We start from the raw sequence: 20,318 nt of genomic DNA on the forward strand, positions 1-20,318 counted from the left end.
AACAGATAAAAAAACATCCCGCCCCGTGCACTTGTTTTATGCACGGGGCGGGAGGAAAACTGTAATGCAGCCTATGGAGAACTTAAGAAATCACTTCACCTTCAGCATCCTCTTCGCATCATCCTTCTTGAACAACGAAGTAATCACGTCGAGTATCTCCTCATAATTCTCCCGGTCGGCAATGCGGGGAGCGAACATCCCCAGTACCCTCATCTTTTCGTCATCGAAAGGATAGAGAGACATCAGGGTGGCACACTGCCCGCAGCTCAGACTGGTGTTATCGGCAACGGCCGCCATCAACTTGAACTGGTCGTCCTTGAAAGGACGGGATTTCACTTTGTCGTAGAGGTTCTGGAAGTCTGCCGTACGCATCCCGCGGTTGTGTGCATGTCCCGGAGTAGTAACGATCACCTCCGGCGGAGCAACTGCAACAGGCGGCTGCGGAGTATTGAACGAATCGAGCGAATACACTTTGTCGCCATCAAAGGTCACGATGATAGTGGTATTGCCGCTGTTCGACAAGTATTTGGAGTACTCCCACTCTTCCAGCTCCGGGTCGAAGCGGCGCAACTGGGGCGCACCCAGCAGTTTGGTAACTTCCTGCTTACTCATTCCTTTATGGATACTTTGCAACACATCCGTCTTGGCATCGTAGAAAAGGCTGGAACAGCTTGCGCATCCTGCCGCGATGGCCAGCCACATAATAGTTTGTCTGATTACTTTCATCTTACTTTAGTTTTAATGATTGCGACAAAGATATGCAGAATAACGGATATGCCTGCCCTTTTCCCCCTATTAATCGCAAGGGGTTTCCCTACTTTTTTTAGCTATATTCCTATAATTTTAAATTATATCTGTTATTTTTGCAGGAAACTATCATTCAAATTATGGAAAAAGCAAAAGTATATTACTCGGATTTGCGTACCTCCCCCACTTCCAACCTGCTGGACAAGATGGAACGTCTGCTGAAGCGGGCCGGTATAGAGCAACTCCCCTTGAAAGACAGCTTTGCTGCCATCAAGATTCACTTCGGAGAGCCGGGAAACCTGGCATACCTCCGCCCCAACTACGCCGCCCGCATGGCAAACCTGCTCCGCAGCCTCGGCGCAAAGCCCTTCCTGACGGACTGTAACACACTGTACTCCGGCCGACGTGCCAACGCCGTAGACCATCTGCAAAGTGCAATGGAGAACGGATTCAACCCCATATCCGCACAATGCCAGGTCATCATCGGCGACGGACTGAAAGGCACCGACTACCGCGAAATCCCCTTGAACGGCGAGTACTGCAAGGCACCCAAAATCGGAGCTGCCATTGCCGACGCCGATGTCATCATCAGCATGAACCACTTCAAAGGTCACGAACAGGCGGGCTTTGGCGGCGCACTGAAAAACCTGGGAATGGGCTGTGCCAGCGTAGGCGGAAAACTGGAACTGCACTCCGCCTCGCAACCCAAGATAGACACGGAGCATTGCATCGGCTGTAACATCTGCGTAAAACACTGCGCCCACGATGCCGTGCACCTGGATGCCAACCGGAAGGCAAAAATTGATTACAAAAAGTGTGTGGGTTGCGGCCAATGTGTCGCCCTTTGTCAATACGACGGCGCAGTGATGGGAGCCGAAGACACCTCCGAACGCCTGAACTACAAAATTGCAGAGTACACCCTTGCCGTACTGAAAGGAAAGCCCCATTTCCACATCAGCTTCATTATGAACGTATCGCCTGAGTGTGATTGCTGGAACCACAACGACGCCGCCATCATCCCCGACCTCGGCATCCTGGCCTCGGCCGACCCCGTGGCTCTGGACAAAGCTTGTGCCGATATGGTGACCCAGGCACCGGTACTGCACAGCAGCAACCGCCTTTCCGAAGCGCATGGGCACGACGACCTATGCGGCTGCGACAAGTTCCATCTGATGCACCCCGACACCGACTGGCTGACAGGACTGCGCCACGCCGAGAAGATAGGACTGGGAACAATAGAATATGATTTGGTGAAGGTTTAAACCTTTCCCGGTTTCAATAGTCTAAACTTAAATGAATTTATCATTAACCACTTTAATAGTATACAAATGAAAACATCTGCTAAACTTTATTCTTTGCCTTTCGGCAACGTGAAGACGTATCTGTTTGCCCTCTTGTTTGTTGTAGGAAACATCGCTTTGCCTCAACTCTGCCACTTGGTGCCTGCGGGCGGGCCGACACTGTTGCCTATTTATTTCTTTACACTGATAGCTGCCTATAAATACGGCTTCCGCGTGGGACTGCTGACGGCCATACTGTCTCCGGTCATCAACCATCTGCTCTTTGCAATGCCTACCGCTGCCGTACTGCCCGTCATACTCATCAAATCGGGATTGCTGGCTGGAGCCGCTGCCGTGGCTGCACGCTATGCCAAGAACATCTCTCTGCTGGCATTGCTGGGCGTAGTCCTCTCCTATCAGATCATCGGCACTGCCTTTGAATGGGCTTTGTACGGCGATTTCTTCCTGGCTGTGCAGGACTTCCGTATGGGCATTCCGGGCATGCTGATCCAATGGTTCGGCGGCTATGCCGTACTGAAAGCAATCGCTAAAATCTAAATCGGTACATCACATGGCTAAAACAATGGAAGAAGTGCTGGAACGCTTCCGCACCATCAAGTTCCACGATGATTTTGATATCATCGTGGCCATTGCCAATGGTGGAATCGTTCCGGCAGGCATCATCAACCAACGCCTGCAAAAAGAAGTGCATCTGCTGCGTATCAACCTCAGAGACGAATACCAGCACCCCAAATATGATGCACCCCGGCTGCTGGCTCCGGTTGACTTTGACTTCAAGGGAAAAAGCATTCTGTTGGTAGACGACCGCATCAAGACCGGCTCTACCATACAGTTGGCGCGCGAATTGCTGAAAGAGGCGCGGATGATTAAGACTTTCGCCGTGAACGGCACTGCCGATTATGCTCTGTTTGACGAAGCATGCTTTAAGTTCCCCTGGATAGTGTGAGAATTTGAAATTGAAAAACTAAAATTAAACAGGAAGCGATATTTATGGAGAGAAGAGACTTTTTAAAAACATTGGCAGTAGCCGGAGCAGCCGTAACCGTACAACATTCAAAAGCAATGGACGTACTGGCTCAGACATTTATCAATGCCGGCGGTGATAAAGTAGATATGGTAGCCGTGATGGGCGGTGAACCGGAAGAAATGTTCCGCCGCGCCATTGCCGAACTGGGAGGAATGAAGGCCTTCGTGAAACCGGGACAGAAAGTAGCTGTGAAGCCCAATATCGGTTGGGACAAAGTGCCGGAACTGGCAGGTAACACCAACCCCAAACTGGTGGCCGAAATCGTGAAGCAATGCTTTGCAGCCGGTGCCAAAGAGGTGACCGTCTTTGACCACACCTGCGACGACTGGCAGAAGTGCTACAAAAACAGCGGTATCGAAGCCGCCGCCAAAGCTGCGGGTGCCAAGGTGATGCCCGCCCATCTGGAAAGTTACTACCGCAAGGTGGATCTGCCGCAAGGCAAGAAGATGAAGAGTGCCAAAGTACACGAAGCCATTCTGGACAGCGACGTATGGATCAACGTTCCCATTCTGAAGAATCATGGAGGCGCCAACCTGACCATGTCCATGAAGAACCACATGGGCATTGTGTGGGACCGCGGTTTCTTCCATCAGAACGACTTGCAACAGTGCATTGCCGACATCTGTACGTTGCAGAAGAAGGCGGTGCTCAACGTTGTAGATGCTTACCGCATCATGCAGACCAACGGTCCGCGCGGCCGTTCGGCATCGGACGTGACACTGACAAAAGGTTTGTTCGTTTCGCAAGACATCGTAGCAGTAGATACGGCTGCGGCAAAGTTCTTCAACCAGGTACGCGAAATGCCGCTCGACACTGTGGGGCATCTTGCCAACGGTCAGGCACTGAAACTGGGAACGATGGATCTGAATAAACTGAACATCAAACGTATTAAGATTTAATACGAAAGGATTATGTTGAAAAAAATAAGAATCGCGTTATCAGTCCTTTTCTTCGGACTGATAACGTTCTACTTTTTGGACTTTGCAGGAATACTGCCCAATAAATTCCACGTACTGGCACATCTTCAGTTTGTACCGGCACTGATGTCGCTCAGCCTCGTCATACTTGTTGCACTGATTGCGCTGACACTGGTGCTGGGGCGCATCTACTGCTCGGTGATTTGTCCGATGGGCGTGTTTCAGGATGTGGTGAACTGGATTTCGAAGAAGACGGCAAAGAAGAAGAAACGCTTCCGCTTCTCGCCTGCCAAAAATGTGTTAAGATGGGCGGTGCTGGCGGTTACTGTGCTGGCTTTTCTTTGCGGTTTCACCGTGGTGCTGGGACTGCTGGAACCATACAGTGCCTTCGGGCGCATGGTGACCAATGTATTCAAACCGGTGTATATGGCGGGAAATAATCTGCTGGAATCCGTCTTCTCCCGGTTCGGGAATTATACGTTCTATCAGGTGGATGCTTCCATAATCAGTATTTCTTCTTTTGTGATCGGACTGGTCACGTTCCTGCTTATCGGCTTCCTGGCTTGGAAGCACGGACGGACGTGGTGCAACACGATGTGTCCGGTGGGCACACTGTTGGGATTCGTCAGCCGCTTTTCGCTGTTCAAGATACGCATCGACGAGAATAAATGTACGCATTGCATGATATGCGGCACCAAGTGCAAGGCTTCTTGTATAGACAGTAAGAATCAGAAGATAGACTATACCCGTTGTGTAGATTGCTTCGACTGCCTGGGCAGTTGTAAGGAAGGTGCGTTGGTCTATTCGCTGCCCGCGGCTACGCTGAAAAAGAAGAAAGGACAGGAAAAGGAAGAACAGCCTTCGGCATCGGATCTTTCCAAACGCCGCTTTCTGTTGGCAGGCCTGACGACGGCTGCCGCCGCACCGAAGGTGATGGCGCAAGCTCAGGACGCACTTGCCACAGCTTCCGGAAAGAAGAGCGACAAGCGACTGACTCCGATAACACCTCCGGGATCTATCAGCCAGGCACATCTGCAAGCACATTGTACGTCGTGCCATCTGTGTGTAAGCAAATGTCCTTCGCATGTGTTGAAACCTGCCTTTATGGAGTATGGACTGGAAGGCGTGATGCAGCCTATGATGTACTTTGAGAAAGGCTTCTGCAACTATGACTGTACAGTATGTGGCGACGTCTGCCCCAATGGTGCCATCAAGCCGCTGACTGTAGAACAGAAGCACCTGACGCAGATGGGAAAAGTAGTGTTCTTTGAAGAAAACTGCATCGTCTACACCGACGGAACGAGCTGCGGCGCTTGTTCGGAGCACTGCCCTACGCAAGCCATCGCTATGGTGCCTTACAAAGACGGACTCACGATTCCTCACGTCAACACGGACATCTGTGTGGGATGCGGCGGCTGCGAGTACATCTGCCCTGCCCGGCCTTTCCGCGCGGTACACATCGAAGGAAACGAAGTGCAGCAAGAGGCACATCCTTTTGTAGAGGAGAAGAAGGAAGAGGTAGAGGTTGATGATTTCGGCTTCTAAGTTTTTCTTTCCCCTTTTGAACATTTTTCCTCCATTTTCCTTTTTCGCTACGATAAAATCATTAATTTCGTGCCGAATAATATAGTGTATTTTTAACATGGAGGTAACAACGAACAATTGGTTCACAAACAAATATCCGGTAGGTTTTGCATTGAGCGGGGGCTTTATCAAAGGCTTCGCCCATTTAGGAGTAATGCAATCCTTATTGGAACATGATATTAAACCCAACATACTCTCCGGCGTCAGTGCAGGTGCACTCGCCGGAGTATTTTATGCCGACGGCAACGAACCACACCAGGTACTCGAGTACTTTGCAGGACACAAGTTCCAAGACCTCACCAAACTCGTCATCCCCAAAGTCGGTCTGTTCGATTTATGCGAATTTATTGACTTCCTGAGAAGCAACCTGAAAGCCAAAAGACTGGAAGAACTGAAGATCCCCCTCATCGTTACCGCCACCGACCTTGATCATGGCCGCCTGACACACTTCCACAAAGGAGACATTGCCGAGCGCATAGCCGCCTCATGTTGTATGCCTGTATTGTTTGCCCCGGTCAAGATAGAAAACACCCATTACGTAGATGGCGGTTTGCTGATGAACCTGCCGGTGACTACAATCCGCCGCGTATGCCAGAAAGTTGTAGCGGTGAACGTCAGCCCGTTACTGGCCACCGACTATAAAATGAATATCGTCAGCATTGCCCTGCGCTCCTACAACTTCATGTTCCGCTCCAACGCATTTCCCGAACGCGAAAAAGCCGATCTGCTGGTAGAGCCCTATAACCTGGAAGGATACAGTAACACGGAACTGGAGAAAGCCGAAGAAATATTCATGCAAGGTTACAATGCCGCCAACGACATACTGGAACGCCTGCAAATAGAAAAAGGCACCATCTGGAAAGACCAGGAAAAATAAGAATAAGAATTAACCATCTCTCTAATCTAACATAGAAAAGAAATGAACGACGAAAATAAACTGATTATCTATCAAGTGTTCACCCGATTATTCGGAAACAACAATAACCACTGCATCAACAACGGAGATATCACCGAGAACGGATGCGGTAAAATGGCGGATTTCACCGCCAAAGCATTAGGGGAAATAAAGAAACTCGGAGCAACGCATATCTGGTACACCGGCATCATAGAGCATGCCACACAGACCGATTACCGCCGCTACAATATCAGTCCCAGCCATCCCGCCATCGTGAAGGGAAAAGCCGGCTCGCCCTATGCCATCAAAGATTATTACGATGTAGACCCCGACCTGGCCAAAGACGTACCGGAGCGCATGAAGGAATTCGAGAACCTGGTGCAGCGCACCCATCGCAGCGGCCTGAAGGTTATCATCGACTTTGTACCCAACCACGTGGCACGCCAATATCATTCGGACTCCCAACCCGACGGAACTTCGCAGCTGGGAGCCAACGATGATACCAATTATGCATTCAGTCCGTACAACAATTTTTACTATATCCCGCAATCGGAACTGCACGGCCAGTTCGACATGAAAGGCTCCGCCTCCGAATTCTACAAGGAATTCCCCGCCAAGGCTACCGGCAACAACCGCTTTGATGCCTATCCCAACATTACCGACTGGTACGAAACAGTAAAACTGAATTACGGTGTGGATTATCAGAATGGCGGCACCTGCCACTTCAACCCCATCCCCGACACATGGACCAAAATGCTGGACATCATGCTGTTCTGGGCAAGCAAAGAGATAGACGGTTTCCGTTGCGACATGGCAGAAATGGTACCCGTTGAGTTCTGGGAATGGGCTGTTCCACAGGTCAAAGCACAATATCCTTCGCTGCTGTTCATTGCCGAGGTTTATAATCCCAACGAATACAAGAACTACCTCTTCCGAGGCAAATTCGACTATCTATATGACAAAGTGGGACTTTATGACACCCTGCGTGCCATCGTCTGCGGCTACGAGTCGGCAACAGCCATAAGCCGCTCCTGGCAGAACCTGGGAGGTATCGAAAAGCGCATGCTGAACTTTCTGGAAAATCATGACGAACAGCGTATCGCATCCGATTTCTTTGCCGGCAATCCGCGTAAAGCAATCCCCGCACTTATCGTATCGGCTTGCATGAACACAAATCCGATGATGATCTACTTTGGACAAGAATTTGGCGAACTGGGCATGGACAGCGAAGGCTTCAGCGGCAGAGACGGACGTACCACGATCTTTGACTATTGGAGTGTAGACACGATCCGCCGTTGGCGCAATGGCGGCAAGTTTGACGGCAAGATGCTGACCGAGGACCAAAAGCACCTGTACAATATTTACCAACGGGTACTGACACTCTGTAATAAAGAAAAAGCAATCGCCCAAGGCGCTTTCTTCGATCTGATGTATGCCAACGTGAACGGATGGCGCTTCAATGAAAACAAGCAATATACGTTCTTGCGCCAGTGCGGAAGGGACTTATTGCTGATTGTTGTAAACTTCGACCACATATCCGTCGATCTTGCCATCAACATCCCGTCTCATGCCTTCAACTTCCTGCAAATACCGCAGATGGATAAGTATGAAGCCACAGACCTGCTCAGTGGAAAGAAAGAAACAATCAGCCTGCTTCCCTACAAAGCTACCGAAGTCTCGGTAGAAGGATACAGCGGGAAGATTTTGAAGGTAAAGCTATAAGGACAATAAATAGGATAGAGTGATAAAACAGGCAATTTATCACTCTATCTTTTCCCGCAACCTATACAGTCTTGTTATCGCCGCATTATAGAATGCATCCGGATAGTGCGCCTCTATATCACTCAAATTAGCCTCTACATATCGATTTACATCCACAATATTCTCAGCTTCACTCAATCTCAGTTCCTGGGGGAAAGATGCGGTTCTCGCCCACTCCATCAGCGCTTTAACGCTTTCTTCATCATATTTATATTCAGCCATATTTCACATATTTTCTCGCAAAGATATAACAATTACTAAAGTTATTTCCATCTGCGTGAACAAAATCTGAATTTGTCGTGTTATATAGATGTGTTTTTCATAGTATTAGATATAAGATTAATTAAAAGACGTACCCGCTTGTGATAAGTAAGTACATCAAAAACAGAAGCGTCTGTTTGATTGATAAATGTGTAAGGAGCATCGGTTTACCAGAGCCGATGCTTTTTTTTGCCCATCTATGCCGTTTGTTAGAAAAATTATCGTAATTTTGGCAAATGATTAGGAAAGAATTATGATATGAATATTCCAGTTATATTTCAATTTTTAAAAGAACTGTCCGCAAACAACAACCGTGAATGGTTCAACGCACATCGGGAACAATATGAAGCAGCCCGTAACGAGTTTGAGAACTTGCTCACCGTCATTATCTCCCGAATCTCTCTGTTCGACGAAAGCATCCGTGGTGTAGAGGCCAAAGACTGTACCTACCGCATCTATCGCGACACACGTTTCTCGGAAGACAAGACTCCCTACAAGACGCACCTCGGAGGCTACATCAACGCCAAAGGAAAGAAGTCCGACCACTGCGGCTACTACGTGCACCTGGAACCGGGAAACTGCCTGCTGGCAGGAGGAAGCTATTGCCTGCCTTCCCCGATACTGAAAGCAATACGGCAAGCTGTGTACGACAATATCGACGAGTTCCGGGGCATTGTGGAAGATCCTGCTTTCAAACAATACTTCCCTGTTATCGGAGATAACTTCCTGAAAACAGCCCCGAAAGGCTTTCCTAAAGATTTTCCGTACTTGAAGTACCTGCAATGCAAGGAATATACCGTTGCCTGCAATCAGCCGGACAACTTCTTCCTCGCTCCCGATTTCCTGGATCGCATAGACGACATCTTCAAGCAAATGAAGCGTTTCTCCGATTTCATGAACTACACAATAGACGACTTTGAATAATTTACCTATATTATAACTAACTTAAAACATTTGATTTATGGTAGTAGACAGACTTGAAAACATAGAAAAATATGCTTCGCTGAATCCTCTGTTCGCCGAGGCCATCGCTTTCTTGAAATCGAACGATCTGAACGCTTTGGAAATTGGTAAAACAGAACTGAAAGGCAAAGATTTGCTGGTCAATGTAGCACAAACAAACCCCAAGGCGAAGGAAGATGCCAAGCTGGAAACTCACAGAGATTTTATTGACATTCAGATTCCCCTGTCCGGTACGGAAGTAATGGGATACACAGCCGCCAAAGACTGCGTGCCTGCCGATGCTCCTTACAATGAAGCGAAAGACATCACTTTCTTCGAAGGATTGGCCGAGGACTATATTGCAGTGAAGCCCGGCATGTTTGCCATCTTCTTCCCACAAGACGGACACGCCCCCGGCATCACCCCCGAAGGTGTAAAGAAAGTGATTGTAAAAGTAAAAGCATAAATATATCAAATTACCCAAAACTCATCCTTTATGGAAACATTGAATTTGATTAAAAATGACCCATGGCTGGAGCCGTTTGCCGATGCCATCAACGGACGTCATCAGCATGCCGTAGAAAAGGAAGCCGAATTGACCAACAAAGGGAAACAAACTCTGTCGGATTTTGCATCCGGTTACCTATACTTCGGCCTGCACCGCACGAACGACGGCTGGACTTTCCGCGAATGGGCGCCCAATGCTACCCAAATCTTCCTTGTCGGCACTTTCAACGGCTGGAAAGAAGAAAAGAAATACAGCCTGAAGCGTAAAGCAGATGGCATCTGGGAAATAAAACTCCCTGCCGATGCCATCAAACACGAAGACCTGTACAAGCTGATGGTACACTGGGATGGCGGCCAGGGCGAACGCATCCCTGCATGGGCCACCCGCGTAGTGCAAGATGAACAGACCAAGATATTCAGTGCACAAGTATGGGCACCGGAGAAGCCGTACAAAATGAAGAAACGTGCCTTCAAGCCGTCCATCGATCCACTGCTGATCTACGAATGCCACATCGGCATGGCACAGCAGGAAGAAAAGGTGGGAAGCTACAGGGAATTCCAGGAAAAGGTTCTTCCCCGCATAGCCAAAGAAGGCTACAACTGCATACAGATTATGGCCATCCAGGAGCATCCGTACTACGGTAGCTTCGGCTATCACGTATCCAGTTTCTTTGCAGCATCTTCCCGCTTCGGCACTCCGGAAGAACTGAAAGAACTGATCGACACCGCTCACAGCATGGGCATCGCCGTTATCATGGACATCGTTCATTCGCATGCCGTAAAGAACGAAGTAGAAGGCTTGGGTAACTTTGCCGGTGACCCTAACCAATACTTCTACCCCGGCGGACGTCGCGAGCATCCGGCATGGGATTCACTCTGCTTTGATTATGGTAAGAATGAAGTAATCCACTTCCTGCTGTCCAACTGCAAGTTCTGGCTGGAAGAGTATCACTTCGACGGCTTCCGCTTCGATGGCGTAACTTCCATGCTGTATTACAGCCACGGGCTGGGCGAAGCATTCTGCAACTACGGAGACTATTTCAACGGTCATCAGGACGATAACGCCATCTGCTACCTGACGCTTGCCAACCGTGTAATCCACCAGGTTAATCCGAAAGCCATCACCATTGCCGAAGAAGTATCGGGCATGCCGGGACTGGCAGCCAAATACGAAGACGGTGGCTATGGATTCGATTATCGCATGGCCATGAATATCCCCGATTACTGGATCAAGACCATCAAAGAAAAGATTGACGAAGACTGGAAGCCGTCCAGCATGTTCTGGGAAGTGACCAACCGACGGAAGGATGAAAAGACAATCTCCTATGCCGAAAGCCATGACCAGGCCCTGGTAGGCGACAAGACTATCATTTTCCGTCTGATTGACGCCGACATGTACTGGCACATGCAGAAGGGAGACGAGAATTACGTGGTAAACCGCGGTATCGCCCTCCACAAGATGATACGCCTGCTGACGGCCACTACCATCAACGGCGGCTACCTCAACTTCATGGGCAACGAATTCGGGCATCCGGAATGGATTGACTTCCCGCGCGAAGGTAACGGCTGGTCGTGCAAATATGCCCGCCGTCAATGGGACTTGGTAGACAATCAGAACCTGGCATACCACTACATGGGCGATTTTGATGCTGCCATGCTGGAAGTAGTGAAGAGTGTAAAGAGTTTCCAAAACACTCCGGTTCAGGAAATATGGCACAATGATGGCGACCAAATACTGGCATATATGCGTAAGGATTTAGTGTTCGTATTCAACTTCAACCCCAAACAATCCTTCACGGATTATGGCTTCCTGGTTCCTGCCGGTTCCTATGAAGTAATTCTGAACACGGACAATCCGGCATACGGTGGCAATGGACTGACGGACGATACGATCAAGCATTTCACAATCCACGATCCGTTGTATAAGAATGAAAAGAAAGAATGGCTGAAGCTCTATATTCCTGCACGTACTGCAGTTGTATTGAGAAGAACCAAATAAAGGGAACATACCTAAAAAAGAGAGGCAGATATCCGATTGAGATATCTGCCTCTTTTCTTGCTATGCTTTAATTCTTATTTCAATTGATTGTTGATGAAATCCAGCATTGTCTTTGCATTATCCATCATTTTCTTTTGAGCCGGCTTGTCGGCAGAGAGCAGCGGAATGAGCTTATCCAAATATCCTTTGGCTTCCTTAAACTCTACTTTAGCCTTTTCAGCATCAGTCTTTAGAGTATTGGCGCCCTGGGCATAATAAAGAGAACCCAAGCTGTTGAGAGCATTTACATTGTCGGGCTGAATGGCGATTGCTTGTTTGTAAGCTTCCTCTGCTGCATCAACCTTCTTGGCCTTTTGTGCCATAATACCTTGGTTTACATAATAAGTGGCATACAATTTTGTCAGAGTCTTGTTGCCGGGCACTGCTTCCAGGCCTTCCTTCAAAGTAGCAACGTACTCATCGTTTTTCTTCAAGTCTTTCAATGCACCGGCTTTGCCTATGTATGCATTAGCCAGATTATACTTTTTCTGTACGGCGATATCGAAATATTTCAAAGCCTCTGCCGGCTGCTTAATCTTATCGGCACAAACGCCACAGTTATATGCAATTACAGAATCTTGATTGTTCGTTTGTGTCAAATAAGTACTAAATTTGGTATAGGCTTCCTGGTAGTTTTTGGCTTCAAGAGCCGCTTTACCTTCGTTGACCAATTGGGCAGGGTCAGCATTCTGCGCAAAAAAACTTGTGGCTGCACAACACAGTGCAATAGATAAGATTAATTTTTTCATATGCTTTAATTAATTTAAAAGTTGATTCCCAAAGTTAGCTTACTATGACATAGAAGCAAAACCTTTTTACTTTTTTTGAGGTTTTTAGTATAGCCGTAACAAGTGTTACTTTACGTAAACAGTGTAAAGTATTTATAGGTAAAGCGAAATAGATGATGTATTCGGGGCAAACAGATAATGCGTTAGGCTGAAACAGACGGTCTGTTTCGATGCAACAGATGATGCGTTTCGTCAGTGGTGCAGATATGGTAGAATTTCAGAAACAAGAAAGCCGCACGTATTTGAAAATCAAACATTTGCGGCTTTTACTTGTGATTCCGTTGCGATTAAATATATAAAATCAATAGAAATCAATTAATATGCTAATCCATTGTGAAATAAGTTGTTTTAAAACTTTATAATTGTATTATATTGCATAAGATTTTATTAAATCGCATATTTGCGGACAAAAAACAAATGGTTTGTCCGCACATGCTTATCATGCGGACTAAAATATTTCATATGGCAAAGATAAATATAACTCTATCATCGTTGATTAATGATTCCGGTAAAAGTGAAATCCTTTTTCGGATCAATATTAATAGAGATATAAGAATAAGGGTGAAATCCGGTATATTTGTATATCCAAATAGGTTCAAAAATGGCGCCATTACTCTTCCACGATTGGAAGATGGAAAAGGAACACGAAAAAACATGTTAGAAGCCAGCATCGCATTGGCAAATCTAACTACAACAATCATTAATTTCATTGAAACCAGCAAAAATGCGACAAAAGAAGATTTGGTTTTATTAATCGACAAATTTCACAACCCACAAAAGTATATTGTTGAAGAGAAACGGAAAGAATCCATGTGCAGTATATTCCGACAGTATGTTGACGGATGGCTAAATACAGGTGTAATAGGTCCCGGTAGAAAGAAGCATTACGATGTAGTCATACGAGAATTGACGAGATTCTTCATCATCAACGGAATTGATGGATTACCGGTTGATGAATTCAATAAGGAGTATATTCTAAAGTTCCGTGAGTTTTTGCGTAAAGAATATACCTTGGTCGAAAAATATCCCGAACTATATACAGAAATGAACAAACGGAATATACCATCAAAGGAAAGGAGCCAAAATACAATTGCTGAAAAGCTTTTGTTACTTCAAGCATTCATGGTAGAGCTCGAGAGTAATGATGTGATCCCTGTATCTCCATTCCGCAAAATAGGAAAGGAAAAAGAGGCTATAATAAAGCAGCAATACGATGAACCTATTTTCCTGACTAAAGCAGAATTTAATGCAGTCTTGACTAAAGATTGTCCTAAAGCATTGCAACGGGTAAAAGATATATTTATAGTACAATGCTGCTTCGGTTGCCGTGTTGGAGACTTTAGGCGGCTTACCTTTGACAATATAGGCGTTGAAGAAGGAATACCTTATATTCATTATCTGCCCCAGAAAACACACAAGGATGGACTTATACGTACCGAGATAAAAACTCCTATAATTAGAATTGCCTATGATATTATTATGAAGTACAAGGATGAACTACCAAATAATGCCTTACTCCCCTATTATCCTGATGGTAATGGTGAAACTGGATATAATTATCAGATAAAAAAATTACTTGAATACTGTGAGATAAGCCGGAAAGTAGCAATATTCAGTACGGCATTGGGGACTAACGAATATAAATCGATCTATGAAGTTGCAAGCAGCAAACTCGCTCGTAAAACTCATGTCGATTTGATGAACAAGGTGCAAGTTAATAAATATGCCGCGGGACTTCATGCGAAGAATAGTGGTGCAGTAGATAGATATACCAATATGGGAGTTAAAGAACGTTTTGTCCTTATGTGCGCGGCATTTGGATGTGAACCATACAAAGTAGATAATGAATTACGCCCTATTTGAGTTATCATACTTAGTGAACTACCGCTAAACTGAAGATTTAGGGATTTTCAAATGCAATTTTTTATAAATTGTCCGACACTTTTTTGGTTATGTTTTGTAGAAGCAATGTCGCATCTACATAAAAATAATATTATGGACAGAATTATTAAAAATTGCTCATGCTCATTACAGGTATGGTGGGGTGATGAACCGGTTTACGAAGAAAGAAACATCTACTTCAACAACAAAAAAGAAGTAAAAGAGTACTTAAATGGGAAACTACAATCCTACAAAGGAGAGATGATTGAGTGCTATGTTTACCAATATCAGAAAGGTAAGCCTCACGAGGCACTTGTCGTTCTTGAAATTAAGTAATTAGTAAAAGAGAGGGGCAGCTGGATAAACTACCCCTTTCACAAATTCTCTACCTATATAACCTATTCTACCTCAGATATAATTATTCAACGCAAATGAGAACATCTTTTTAGCTTTCATAAAAATCACAAATGTAAGCAACTTGATATGGTTCTCTTTGTTTATACGTTCAAATGAAGAATATAGAAATACATAGCATAGATGTTTCTACCAGTCTTCCGCTACAATATGCAGACGAAGGTATTCGTGCCGGATTTCCAAGTCCTGCTCAGGATTATATGGAGCAAGCTATAGACTTGAACAAAGAGCTAATCAAACATCCGGCCAGTACTTTCTACGGCCGTGTGGTCGGTGATTCCATGAAAGACGAAGGGATAGAGGAAGGAGATATACTTGTCATAGATAAATCGCTTGAATTATTGGATAATGATTTAGCCGTATGTTTTATAGACGGGGAGTTTACCGTAAAACGAGTGAGATTAGAACCGGATGCTGCTTGGCTGGTTCCGTCAAACCCGGACTATCCCTTGATAAAAGTAACCAAAGATAATGAATTTATAGTATGGGGAATAGTAACCTATACAATCAAGAAAAACCGGAGGAAAAGATAATGTTTGGATTGTTGGACTGCAACAACTTTTACGCTTCCTGCGAACGGGTATTCAACCCATCACTCAACGGGAAACCAGTTGTCATATTATCAAATAACGACGGATGTGTTATTGCACGATCCAACGAAGCCAAGGCATTAGGTATAAAGATGGGAGTACCGGTATTCCAAATCAAAGATGAAATCATAAAGTATGGTATAGCTGTCTTTTCTTCTAACTACACACTTTACGGTGACATGTCCGCTCGGGTAATGGCAATTCTCACATCTTTGGCTCCAGAAATTGAAATCTATTCCATTGACGAAGCTTTTATAAACTTAGACGGTGTCCCCAATCTACAAGACATTGGCACTGATATAGTGAACAAGGTGTATAAAGGTACCGGCATCCCCGTAAGCTTAGGGATTGCCCCTACTAAGACCCTCGCAAAAATGGCTAACAAGTTCGCGAAGAAATACCCTGCATATAATCGTGTTTGTATCATCGATACAGACGAAAAGCGAGAAAAGGCTTTAAGGCTGTTCGATATTGGCGATGTATGGGGCATCGGTCGCCGGCAAGCCGTCAAACTTGAAAAACAGGGCATTAAAACAGCCTTTGATTTTACAGAATTACCTGGCTCATGGGTACGCAAGAACTTGACAGTAGTCGGTGAAAGAACTTGGAAAGAACTTCGCGGAATATCATGTATTGACATGGAAACTGCACCACCAGCCAAAAAGCAAATATGCACCTCGCGAAGCTTCGGCAGAATGGTAGAAGATATGGAAACGATGTCTGAAGCTATTGCAACGTATGCGTCTACGTGTGCCCGGAAACTTCGGCAACAGAAGTCTTATGCCCTGTCGCTCATGGTATTCATACATACTAATAACTTCCGAGAAGACCTTCCCCAATACTGGAAGAATACCGTTATTCAACTTCCGGTTCCTACTTCGGATACACTGGAAATTGTTCACTACGCCCTTGAGGGGTTAAAGAACATCTTTATACAGGAATATCAATACAAGAAAGCAGGTGTCATCATCACTGAGATAGGAACAAGTGCCCAACTTGGACTTTTTGACACTGTAAACCGCGAGAAGCGGGAGAAGTTGATGCAAGCAATTGATAAAGTAAACAGCAAATATCAACACCTTATAAAGCTGGCAGTACAAGGTTCAGGAAGAGACTGGAAACTTAAACAAGAACAGCTCTCCAAACGTTATACTACTGATATCGATGAAATTATAACCGTAAATTGTAAGTAATATGTGTTTCCACAATTCCATGTCAGCAAAAGCCATCAAACTGGCAGCTCGCTACGGACGCAAGTCAGATATCGTTGAAATATATCAAGATATTCTTAACGAGCAGTATCATGTGAATGCTTTCAATTTCCCAAAATATCCAGTTATCACGACCTCGGACGAAGTGCAAGTATTCAATTGGGGGTTGATACCTTTCTGGGTGAAAACAGAGGAAGATGCAGATGAAATCAAGAGAATGACGCTCAACGCGCGCGCTGACACAATCTTTGAGAAACCTTCCTTTCGGGAGCCGATTATCAAGAAACGCTGTATAGTACCATCAACAGGTTACTTTGAATGGCGGCATGAAGGAAGCAAGAAGATACCCTACTACATTTACCTGAAAGATGAGCCTATTTTCTCAATGGCCGGTATATATGATACATGGATTGATAAAGAAACCGGGGAAGAACATTCCACATTCTCAATCATAACTACCGATGCAAACCCTCTTACAGATTACATACACAATACAAAACATAGGATGCCGGCAATACTATCTCCCGAAGATGAAGAAAAATGGCTGAAACCTGACTTGTCGAAGGAAGAAATAGCGTCTTTATTGAAACCGTATAATGCAGATCAGATGGACGCCTATGTTATTAGGAACGATTTTATGAAGAAAGTCTCAACAGATGAAGCTATATTGAAAAGAGCATAAGGAAAAGACAGCTTATTGCTATCCACTACCTTCGGTACTACTTGGGGAGCTATCGCTATCAACGTAATGTGATATCCCTATTTGTACCCAACTATCAGCTTGACCAATAGTTATAGCAGGACCATTATCATTTCTAAACCGCACTCGATAATGATGCCCTGCAGAATCAGTTTGAGTTGCTGCAACACGTGTCCCGCGTGGTACCGCCCATTGCAGTATTAATTGCTCAAGTTCATATGCAGAACCAGCAAAAACTACAGGATTTGATAACCTAGTTGCTAATTGTGCTACAAGTTTATTTTGAAAGCAAATATCATTGCATGTATTATTTTCTACTTTACCCCTAATTGTCAAAGCAGTACGATTATCAGCAAACCTTTTTAATTGCTTATTGTGTTGACTGTTACTAGCAATCGCCCTACTCAGCTGATTCCTTTGTTCCCTTCCATATTCTGCCATACTATATAGTTTTAAAGTGTTGGATAAAGATAGGCAATATGCAGCAGATTTCAAAAAGAATTTTGCGAACGACATAAAAGAGGGGGTGAACGACAGAAAACGGGGAATGAACGGAAAAAGAACTTCATTTATTGGGGCACAAAAAAGCCCCGACTTTTCAGCCGAGGCACCACTTATCAAGATAAGTGACTTCTACTTTAATTTCTTGTATATTATCAATCCAGCGAGCAACGCAAACAAACAAGCATATACATCTATCTTGTGCAAGTCCCACCAAGACATTTCTACGGCCTTTTCTTTCTCTGATAAGGCAAGGTCTAACCGCCGCTTCAAGTCGGACACTTCTTCGACCAACCTCTGTATAGTAAGATTCAGCTTCGTATCGGTAGTATTGGTTTCCTTATCCGCTTTATCCGCCTTTGTCTCACTGATAACAGTTGGGTATTGTTTACCTGTGCTGTCAGGCGGTGACAAGTAAACGGTCTTGTTCTCTACTTTGAGATTAGACAGCTTTTCGCTTGTCTCTTTACGCACTAACTGCATATTTACAAGCAGAGAGTCCATACGTGACTGCATCTGTTGCAATGTTCCTGAGTAGTCAATCTGTGTATCTCGGTCTGTGTTCTTTGGAGTGGCACACCCGGCCAGCGATAGAGTAATCCCCATAACTGCAAGCGCAAGAAGTCCAATAATAAAAAGACGGCGTATCTTCAAATACTTCTGACGCAGCATATACTCTTCCCAAGCTTTCCGATTTTTCTCAGAATCCCAAGCAAAATATTTCATAGAGCATGAAAGCTGCTCGTTTATAGGATGTGTATTCATAAGGCAAGCACTTGTTTACGATTAGCATCCCCTCGGTAACTGACATGCACCCAAGCGAAGTTTTTTTCGTCAATTAACTGGTCAAAGGGAAGACCGAGTGACTGGATCATATAGAATAGTCTCTTATTTTCTGCAGGGCTTCCTCCGGTGATATCCGCAGCCCGTCCAGTTATATGGTCACTGGTAACACTTCCCTTTACGGCTTTATTCAGAGCGGGACAACGGAAGCCGCTGTTTACCCGTATAGGTTTGCCATAAGCCTCCCGCAACGGATCAAGCACATTATCTACTAATGCAGTCAAGTTGGCTACATGTTCTTGTTTGCATCGATTGTCAATGCGCAAGCGGTCGGCTGTTTCAGACTTTACCAATTCCGCGATTGTAAAATACTTCATTTCTTTTCCTCCTTATCTTTCGGGTTCTGCCCGATACGTCCTGAGCAATCACTCTTATAGCATCGAAGCCCCTTGTAATACACAATTTTGCTTTTCAGCTCTGAAATCTCGTTGCACTTGGTGTTTATCACCTCGCTATGGTTTCGAGCCTCGCTCTGTACCTTATCCAGTAAAGCGAAGTAATCCTCCTGATACTTCGATAGCTTGCTCAGTAGATAGTCGTATTGATCTTGCTGCAAATCAATATCCTTCTTCTTTGCTCCAATCGTAGCATCATCCGCTTCTGCCCGGAGTTTATCTCTCTGCGTTCTGAAATAGATTATCTGAAAGATATTCAGACCACCTAACGATGTTGCGATGATTCCTAAAATCCAATCCATTTTCTTACCTTATATAAAATATTAGTACTACATTTGTGCCTCTTGATTTGGGGAAACCCATTTTTTTTGTTGATTCTACCCGTCTTACTCGTGATGAGCAGGGCGGGATTTTTTATTTCCACAGATATTTTATCCAGGCGAAATATTGGGAGTTCTCCAGATAATTCGGATTGTACTCGTTGTCGTAGGCTTCGCGCTCGAAGGAAACAGCCTTGTATGCCTTCTTGGAATCCCGCAGGATGAACAGCCGAACCAGCCACTCAGCGCCGTACCACAGATAGAAAACGATCCCTGCCAACAGAAACCACCATACTGAGATGTCGAATAGGAGCACTAACAGCCAGATCAGCATGCCGGATGCAACGGCCATTTCTATCCACTGCCGGGCATGCGTACACTCATGGTTCCTAACATACTGCCGCATTTCTGACTCCTTTAGTTCACTAACCACGAACGGGCCGAGAGTGATTGTGTCACAACTACTCAGACACAGCAACACCTTGGCTACGCGATTGTCATAAAATACCTTCTTCATACTTCTTTCCTTTAAAATATACCTCCAACCACAGGATTGTCGGACAACTGCATAAAAAAAGAGCTCGGCGACAACATAAGTTGCCACTAAGCTCTTGGTTATGAAGCAAAGATACTATTATTTCCACGCAATACAAAATAGCGGAAGTGTTTTTTCTACCACAGTCCTATCAGGACTC

General features: G+C 45.3%; 23 protein-coding genes. 15 read left to right on the top strand and 8 right to left on the bottom strand.

Annotation, left to right across the window (positions count from 1 at the left end; all coding sequences use genetic code 11):
- Positions 1–90: 90 nt before the first annotated feature.
- Positions 91–726 (bottom strand): DUF4476 domain-containing protein, encoded by a 636-nt coding sequence (locus AAE250_RS22630; protein ID WP_294603082.1) that lies wholly within the window; start codon positions 724–726, stop codon positions 91–93.
- Between the two features lie 161 nt (positions 727–887).
- Between AAE250_RS22630 and AAE250_RS22635 the strand changes: the two genes are divergently transcribed.
- The 7 genes from AAE250_RS22635 to AAE250_RS22665 all read left to right on the top strand — a co-directional run bounded on the left by AAE250_RS22635 (position 888) and on the right by AAE250_RS22665 (position 8,193).
- Positions 888–2,009 carry a DUF362 domain-containing protein gene (locus AAE250_RS22635; RefSeq protein WP_294603084.1) on the top strand — a complete coding sequence of 374 codons (1,122 nt, stop codon included), beginning with the start codon at positions 888–890 and terminating at the stop codon, positions 2,007–2,009.
- 66 nt (positions 2,010–2,075) lie between these two features.
- Positions 2,076–2,585 carry an ECF transporter S component gene (locus tag AAE250_RS22640; protein ID WP_294603087.1) on the top strand — a complete coding sequence of 170 codons (510 nt, stop codon included), beginning with the start codon at positions 2,076–2,078 and terminating at the stop codon, positions 2,583–2,585.
- A gap of 13 nt (positions 2,586–2,598) precedes the next feature.
- Positions 2,599–2,994, top strand: coding sequence for a phosphoribosyltransferase (locus tag AAE250_RS22645; RefSeq protein ID WP_294603090.1), 396 nt, complete (start codon positions 2,599–2,601; stop codon positions 2,992–2,994).
- A gap of 44 nt (positions 2,995–3,038) precedes the next feature.
- Positions 3,039–3,974 carry a DUF362 domain-containing protein gene (locus AAE250_RS22650; RefSeq protein ID WP_294603093.1) on the top strand — a complete coding sequence of 312 codons (936 nt, stop codon included), beginning with the start codon at positions 3,039–3,041 and terminating at the stop codon, positions 3,972–3,974.
- A gap of 12 nt (positions 3,975–3,986) precedes the next feature.
- Positions 3,987–5,537 carry a 4Fe-4S binding protein gene (locus AAE250_RS22655; RefSeq protein ID WP_294603096.1) on the top strand — a complete coding sequence of 517 codons (1,551 nt, stop codon included), beginning with the start codon at positions 3,987–3,989 and terminating at the stop codon, positions 5,535–5,537.
- Positions 5,538–5,634: 97 nt separating this feature from the next.
- Positions 5,635–6,453 carry a patatin-like phospholipase family protein gene (locus tag AAE250_RS22660; RefSeq protein WP_294603100.1) on the top strand — a complete coding sequence of 273 codons (819 nt, stop codon included), beginning with the start codon at positions 5,635–5,637 and terminating at the stop codon, positions 6,451–6,453.
- A gap of 42 nt (positions 6,454–6,495) precedes the next feature.
- Positions 6,496–8,193, top strand: coding sequence for an alpha-amylase family protein (locus AAE250_RS22665; RefSeq protein ID WP_294603103.1), 1,698 nt, complete (start codon positions 6,496–6,498; stop codon positions 8,191–8,193).
- A gap of 39 nt (positions 8,194–8,232) precedes the next feature.
- Here AAE250_RS22665 and AAE250_RS22670 read toward each other — a convergent pair whose 3' ends face one another.
- The gene (locus AAE250_RS22670) at positions 8,233–8,454 is read right to left on the bottom strand and encodes a DUF6965 family protein (RefSeq protein ID WP_294603106.1); all 222 of its coding nucleotides are present in this window, start codon (positions 8,452–8,454) and stop codon (positions 8,233–8,235) included.
- 297 nt (positions 8,455–8,751) lie between these two features.
- Here AAE250_RS22670 and AAE250_RS22675 point away from each other — a divergent pair, with 297 nt between their 5' ends.
- Genes AAE250_RS22675 through AAE250_RS22685 form a run of 3 tightly spaced genes read left to right on the top strand, consistent with a single transcriptional unit; the run spans position 8,752 to position 11,941 of the window.
- Positions 8,752–9,417 (top strand): DUF2461 domain-containing protein, encoded by a 666-nt coding sequence (locus tag AAE250_RS22675; protein WP_294603109.1) that lies wholly within the window; start codon positions 8,752–8,754, stop codon positions 9,415–9,417.
- 37 nt (positions 9,418–9,454) lie between these two features.
- A complete protein-coding gene (locus AAE250_RS22680) occupies positions 9,455–9,901 on the top strand; it encodes a YhcH/YjgK/YiaL family protein (protein ID WP_294603110.1) in 447 nt (148 codons plus the stop codon).
- A 30-nt stretch (positions 9,902–9,931) separates the two neighbouring features.
- Positions 9,932–11,941, top strand: coding sequence for an alpha amylase C-terminal domain-containing protein (locus tag AAE250_RS22685; RefSeq protein ID WP_294603112.1), 2,010 nt, complete (start codon positions 9,932–9,934; stop codon positions 11,939–11,941).
- A 74-nt stretch (positions 11,942–12,015) separates the two neighbouring features.
- Here the strand turns inward: AAE250_RS22685 and AAE250_RS22690 are convergent, their stop codons facing one another.
- Entirely contained in the window at positions 12,016–12,729 is a 714-nt protein-coding gene (locus AAE250_RS22690; RefSeq protein ID WP_294603114.1) for a tetratricopeptide repeat protein, read from the bottom strand.
- 501 nt (positions 12,730–13,230) lie between these two features.
- On the opposite strand from AAE250_RS22690, the gene AAE250_RS22695 reads away from it, so the two are divergent.
- From AAE250_RS22695 to AAE250_RS22715, 5 genes are all read left to right on the top strand, one after another.
- Positions 13,231–14,631 carry a phage integrase SAM-like domain-containing protein gene (locus AAE250_RS22695; RefSeq protein ID WP_294603118.1) on the top strand — a complete coding sequence of 467 codons (1,401 nt, stop codon included), beginning with the start codon at positions 13,231–13,233 and terminating at the stop codon, positions 14,629–14,631.
- Positions 14,632–14,763: 132 nt separating this feature from the next.
- A complete protein-coding gene (locus AAE250_RS22700; RefSeq protein WP_294603121.1) occupies positions 14,764–14,985 on the top strand; it encodes a hypothetical protein in 222 nt (73 codons plus the stop codon).
- 173 nt (positions 14,986–15,158) lie between these two features.
- Positions 15,159–15,596 carry a LexA family protein gene (locus AAE250_RS22705; RefSeq protein WP_294603124.1) on the top strand — a complete coding sequence of 146 codons (438 nt, stop codon included), beginning with the start codon at positions 15,159–15,161 and terminating at the stop codon, positions 15,594–15,596.
- The gene (locus AAE250_RS22710) at positions 15,596–16,846 is read left to right on the top strand and encodes a Y-family DNA polymerase (protein ID WP_294603144.1); all 1,251 of its coding nucleotides are present in this window, start codon (positions 15,596–15,598) and stop codon (positions 16,844–16,846) included. The genes AAE250_RS22705 and AAE250_RS22710 overlap by 1 nt, the downstream gene beginning before the upstream one ends.
- Before the next feature lies 1 nt (position 16,847).
- Positions 16,848–17,546: an SOS response-associated peptidase gene (locus AAE250_RS22715; RefSeq protein WP_294603128.1), complete on the top strand. Its 699-nt coding sequence runs from the start codon at positions 16,848–16,850 to the stop codon at positions 17,544–17,546.
- 18 nt (positions 17,547–17,564) lie between these two features.
- Here the strand turns inward: AAE250_RS22715 and AAE250_RS22720 are convergent, their stop codons facing one another.
- From AAE250_RS22720 to AAE250_RS22740, 5 genes are all read right to left on the bottom strand, one after another.
- Positions 17,565–18,005: a hypothetical protein gene (locus AAE250_RS22720; RefSeq protein ID WP_294603131.1), complete on the bottom strand. Its 441-nt coding sequence runs from the start codon at positions 18,003–18,005 to the stop codon at positions 17,565–17,567.
- 192 nt (positions 18,006–18,197) lie between these two features.
- Entirely contained in the window at positions 18,198–18,830 is a 633-nt protein-coding gene (locus AAE250_RS22725; RefSeq protein WP_294603134.1) for a histidine kinase, read from the bottom strand.
- The gene (locus AAE250_RS22730) at positions 18,827–19,225 is read right to left on the bottom strand and encodes a D-Ala-D-Ala carboxypeptidase family metallohydrolase (protein WP_294603136.1); all 399 of its coding nucleotides are present in this window, start codon (positions 19,223–19,225) and stop codon (positions 18,827–18,829) included. Before AAE250_RS22730 ends, AAE250_RS22725 begins: the two co-directional genes overlap by 4 nt.
- A complete protein-coding gene (locus AAE250_RS22735) occupies positions 19,222–19,605 on the bottom strand; it encodes a hypothetical protein (RefSeq protein WP_294603138.1) in 384 nt (127 codons plus the stop codon). The genes AAE250_RS22730 and AAE250_RS22735 overlap by 4 nt, the downstream gene beginning before the upstream one ends.
- A gap of 112 nt (positions 19,606–19,717) precedes the next feature.
- Positions 19,718–20,140 carry a hypothetical protein gene (locus tag AAE250_RS22740; protein ID WP_294603141.1) on the bottom strand — a complete coding sequence of 141 codons (423 nt, stop codon included), beginning with the start codon at positions 20,138–20,140 and terminating at the stop codon, positions 19,718–19,720.
- Positions 20,141–20,318 lie beyond the last annotated feature (178 nt).

This window comes from Bacteroides sp. GD17, assembly GCF_038448625.1.
Classification (GTDB): Bacteria; Bacteroidota; Bacteroidia; order Bacteroidales; family Bacteroidaceae; genus Bacteroides.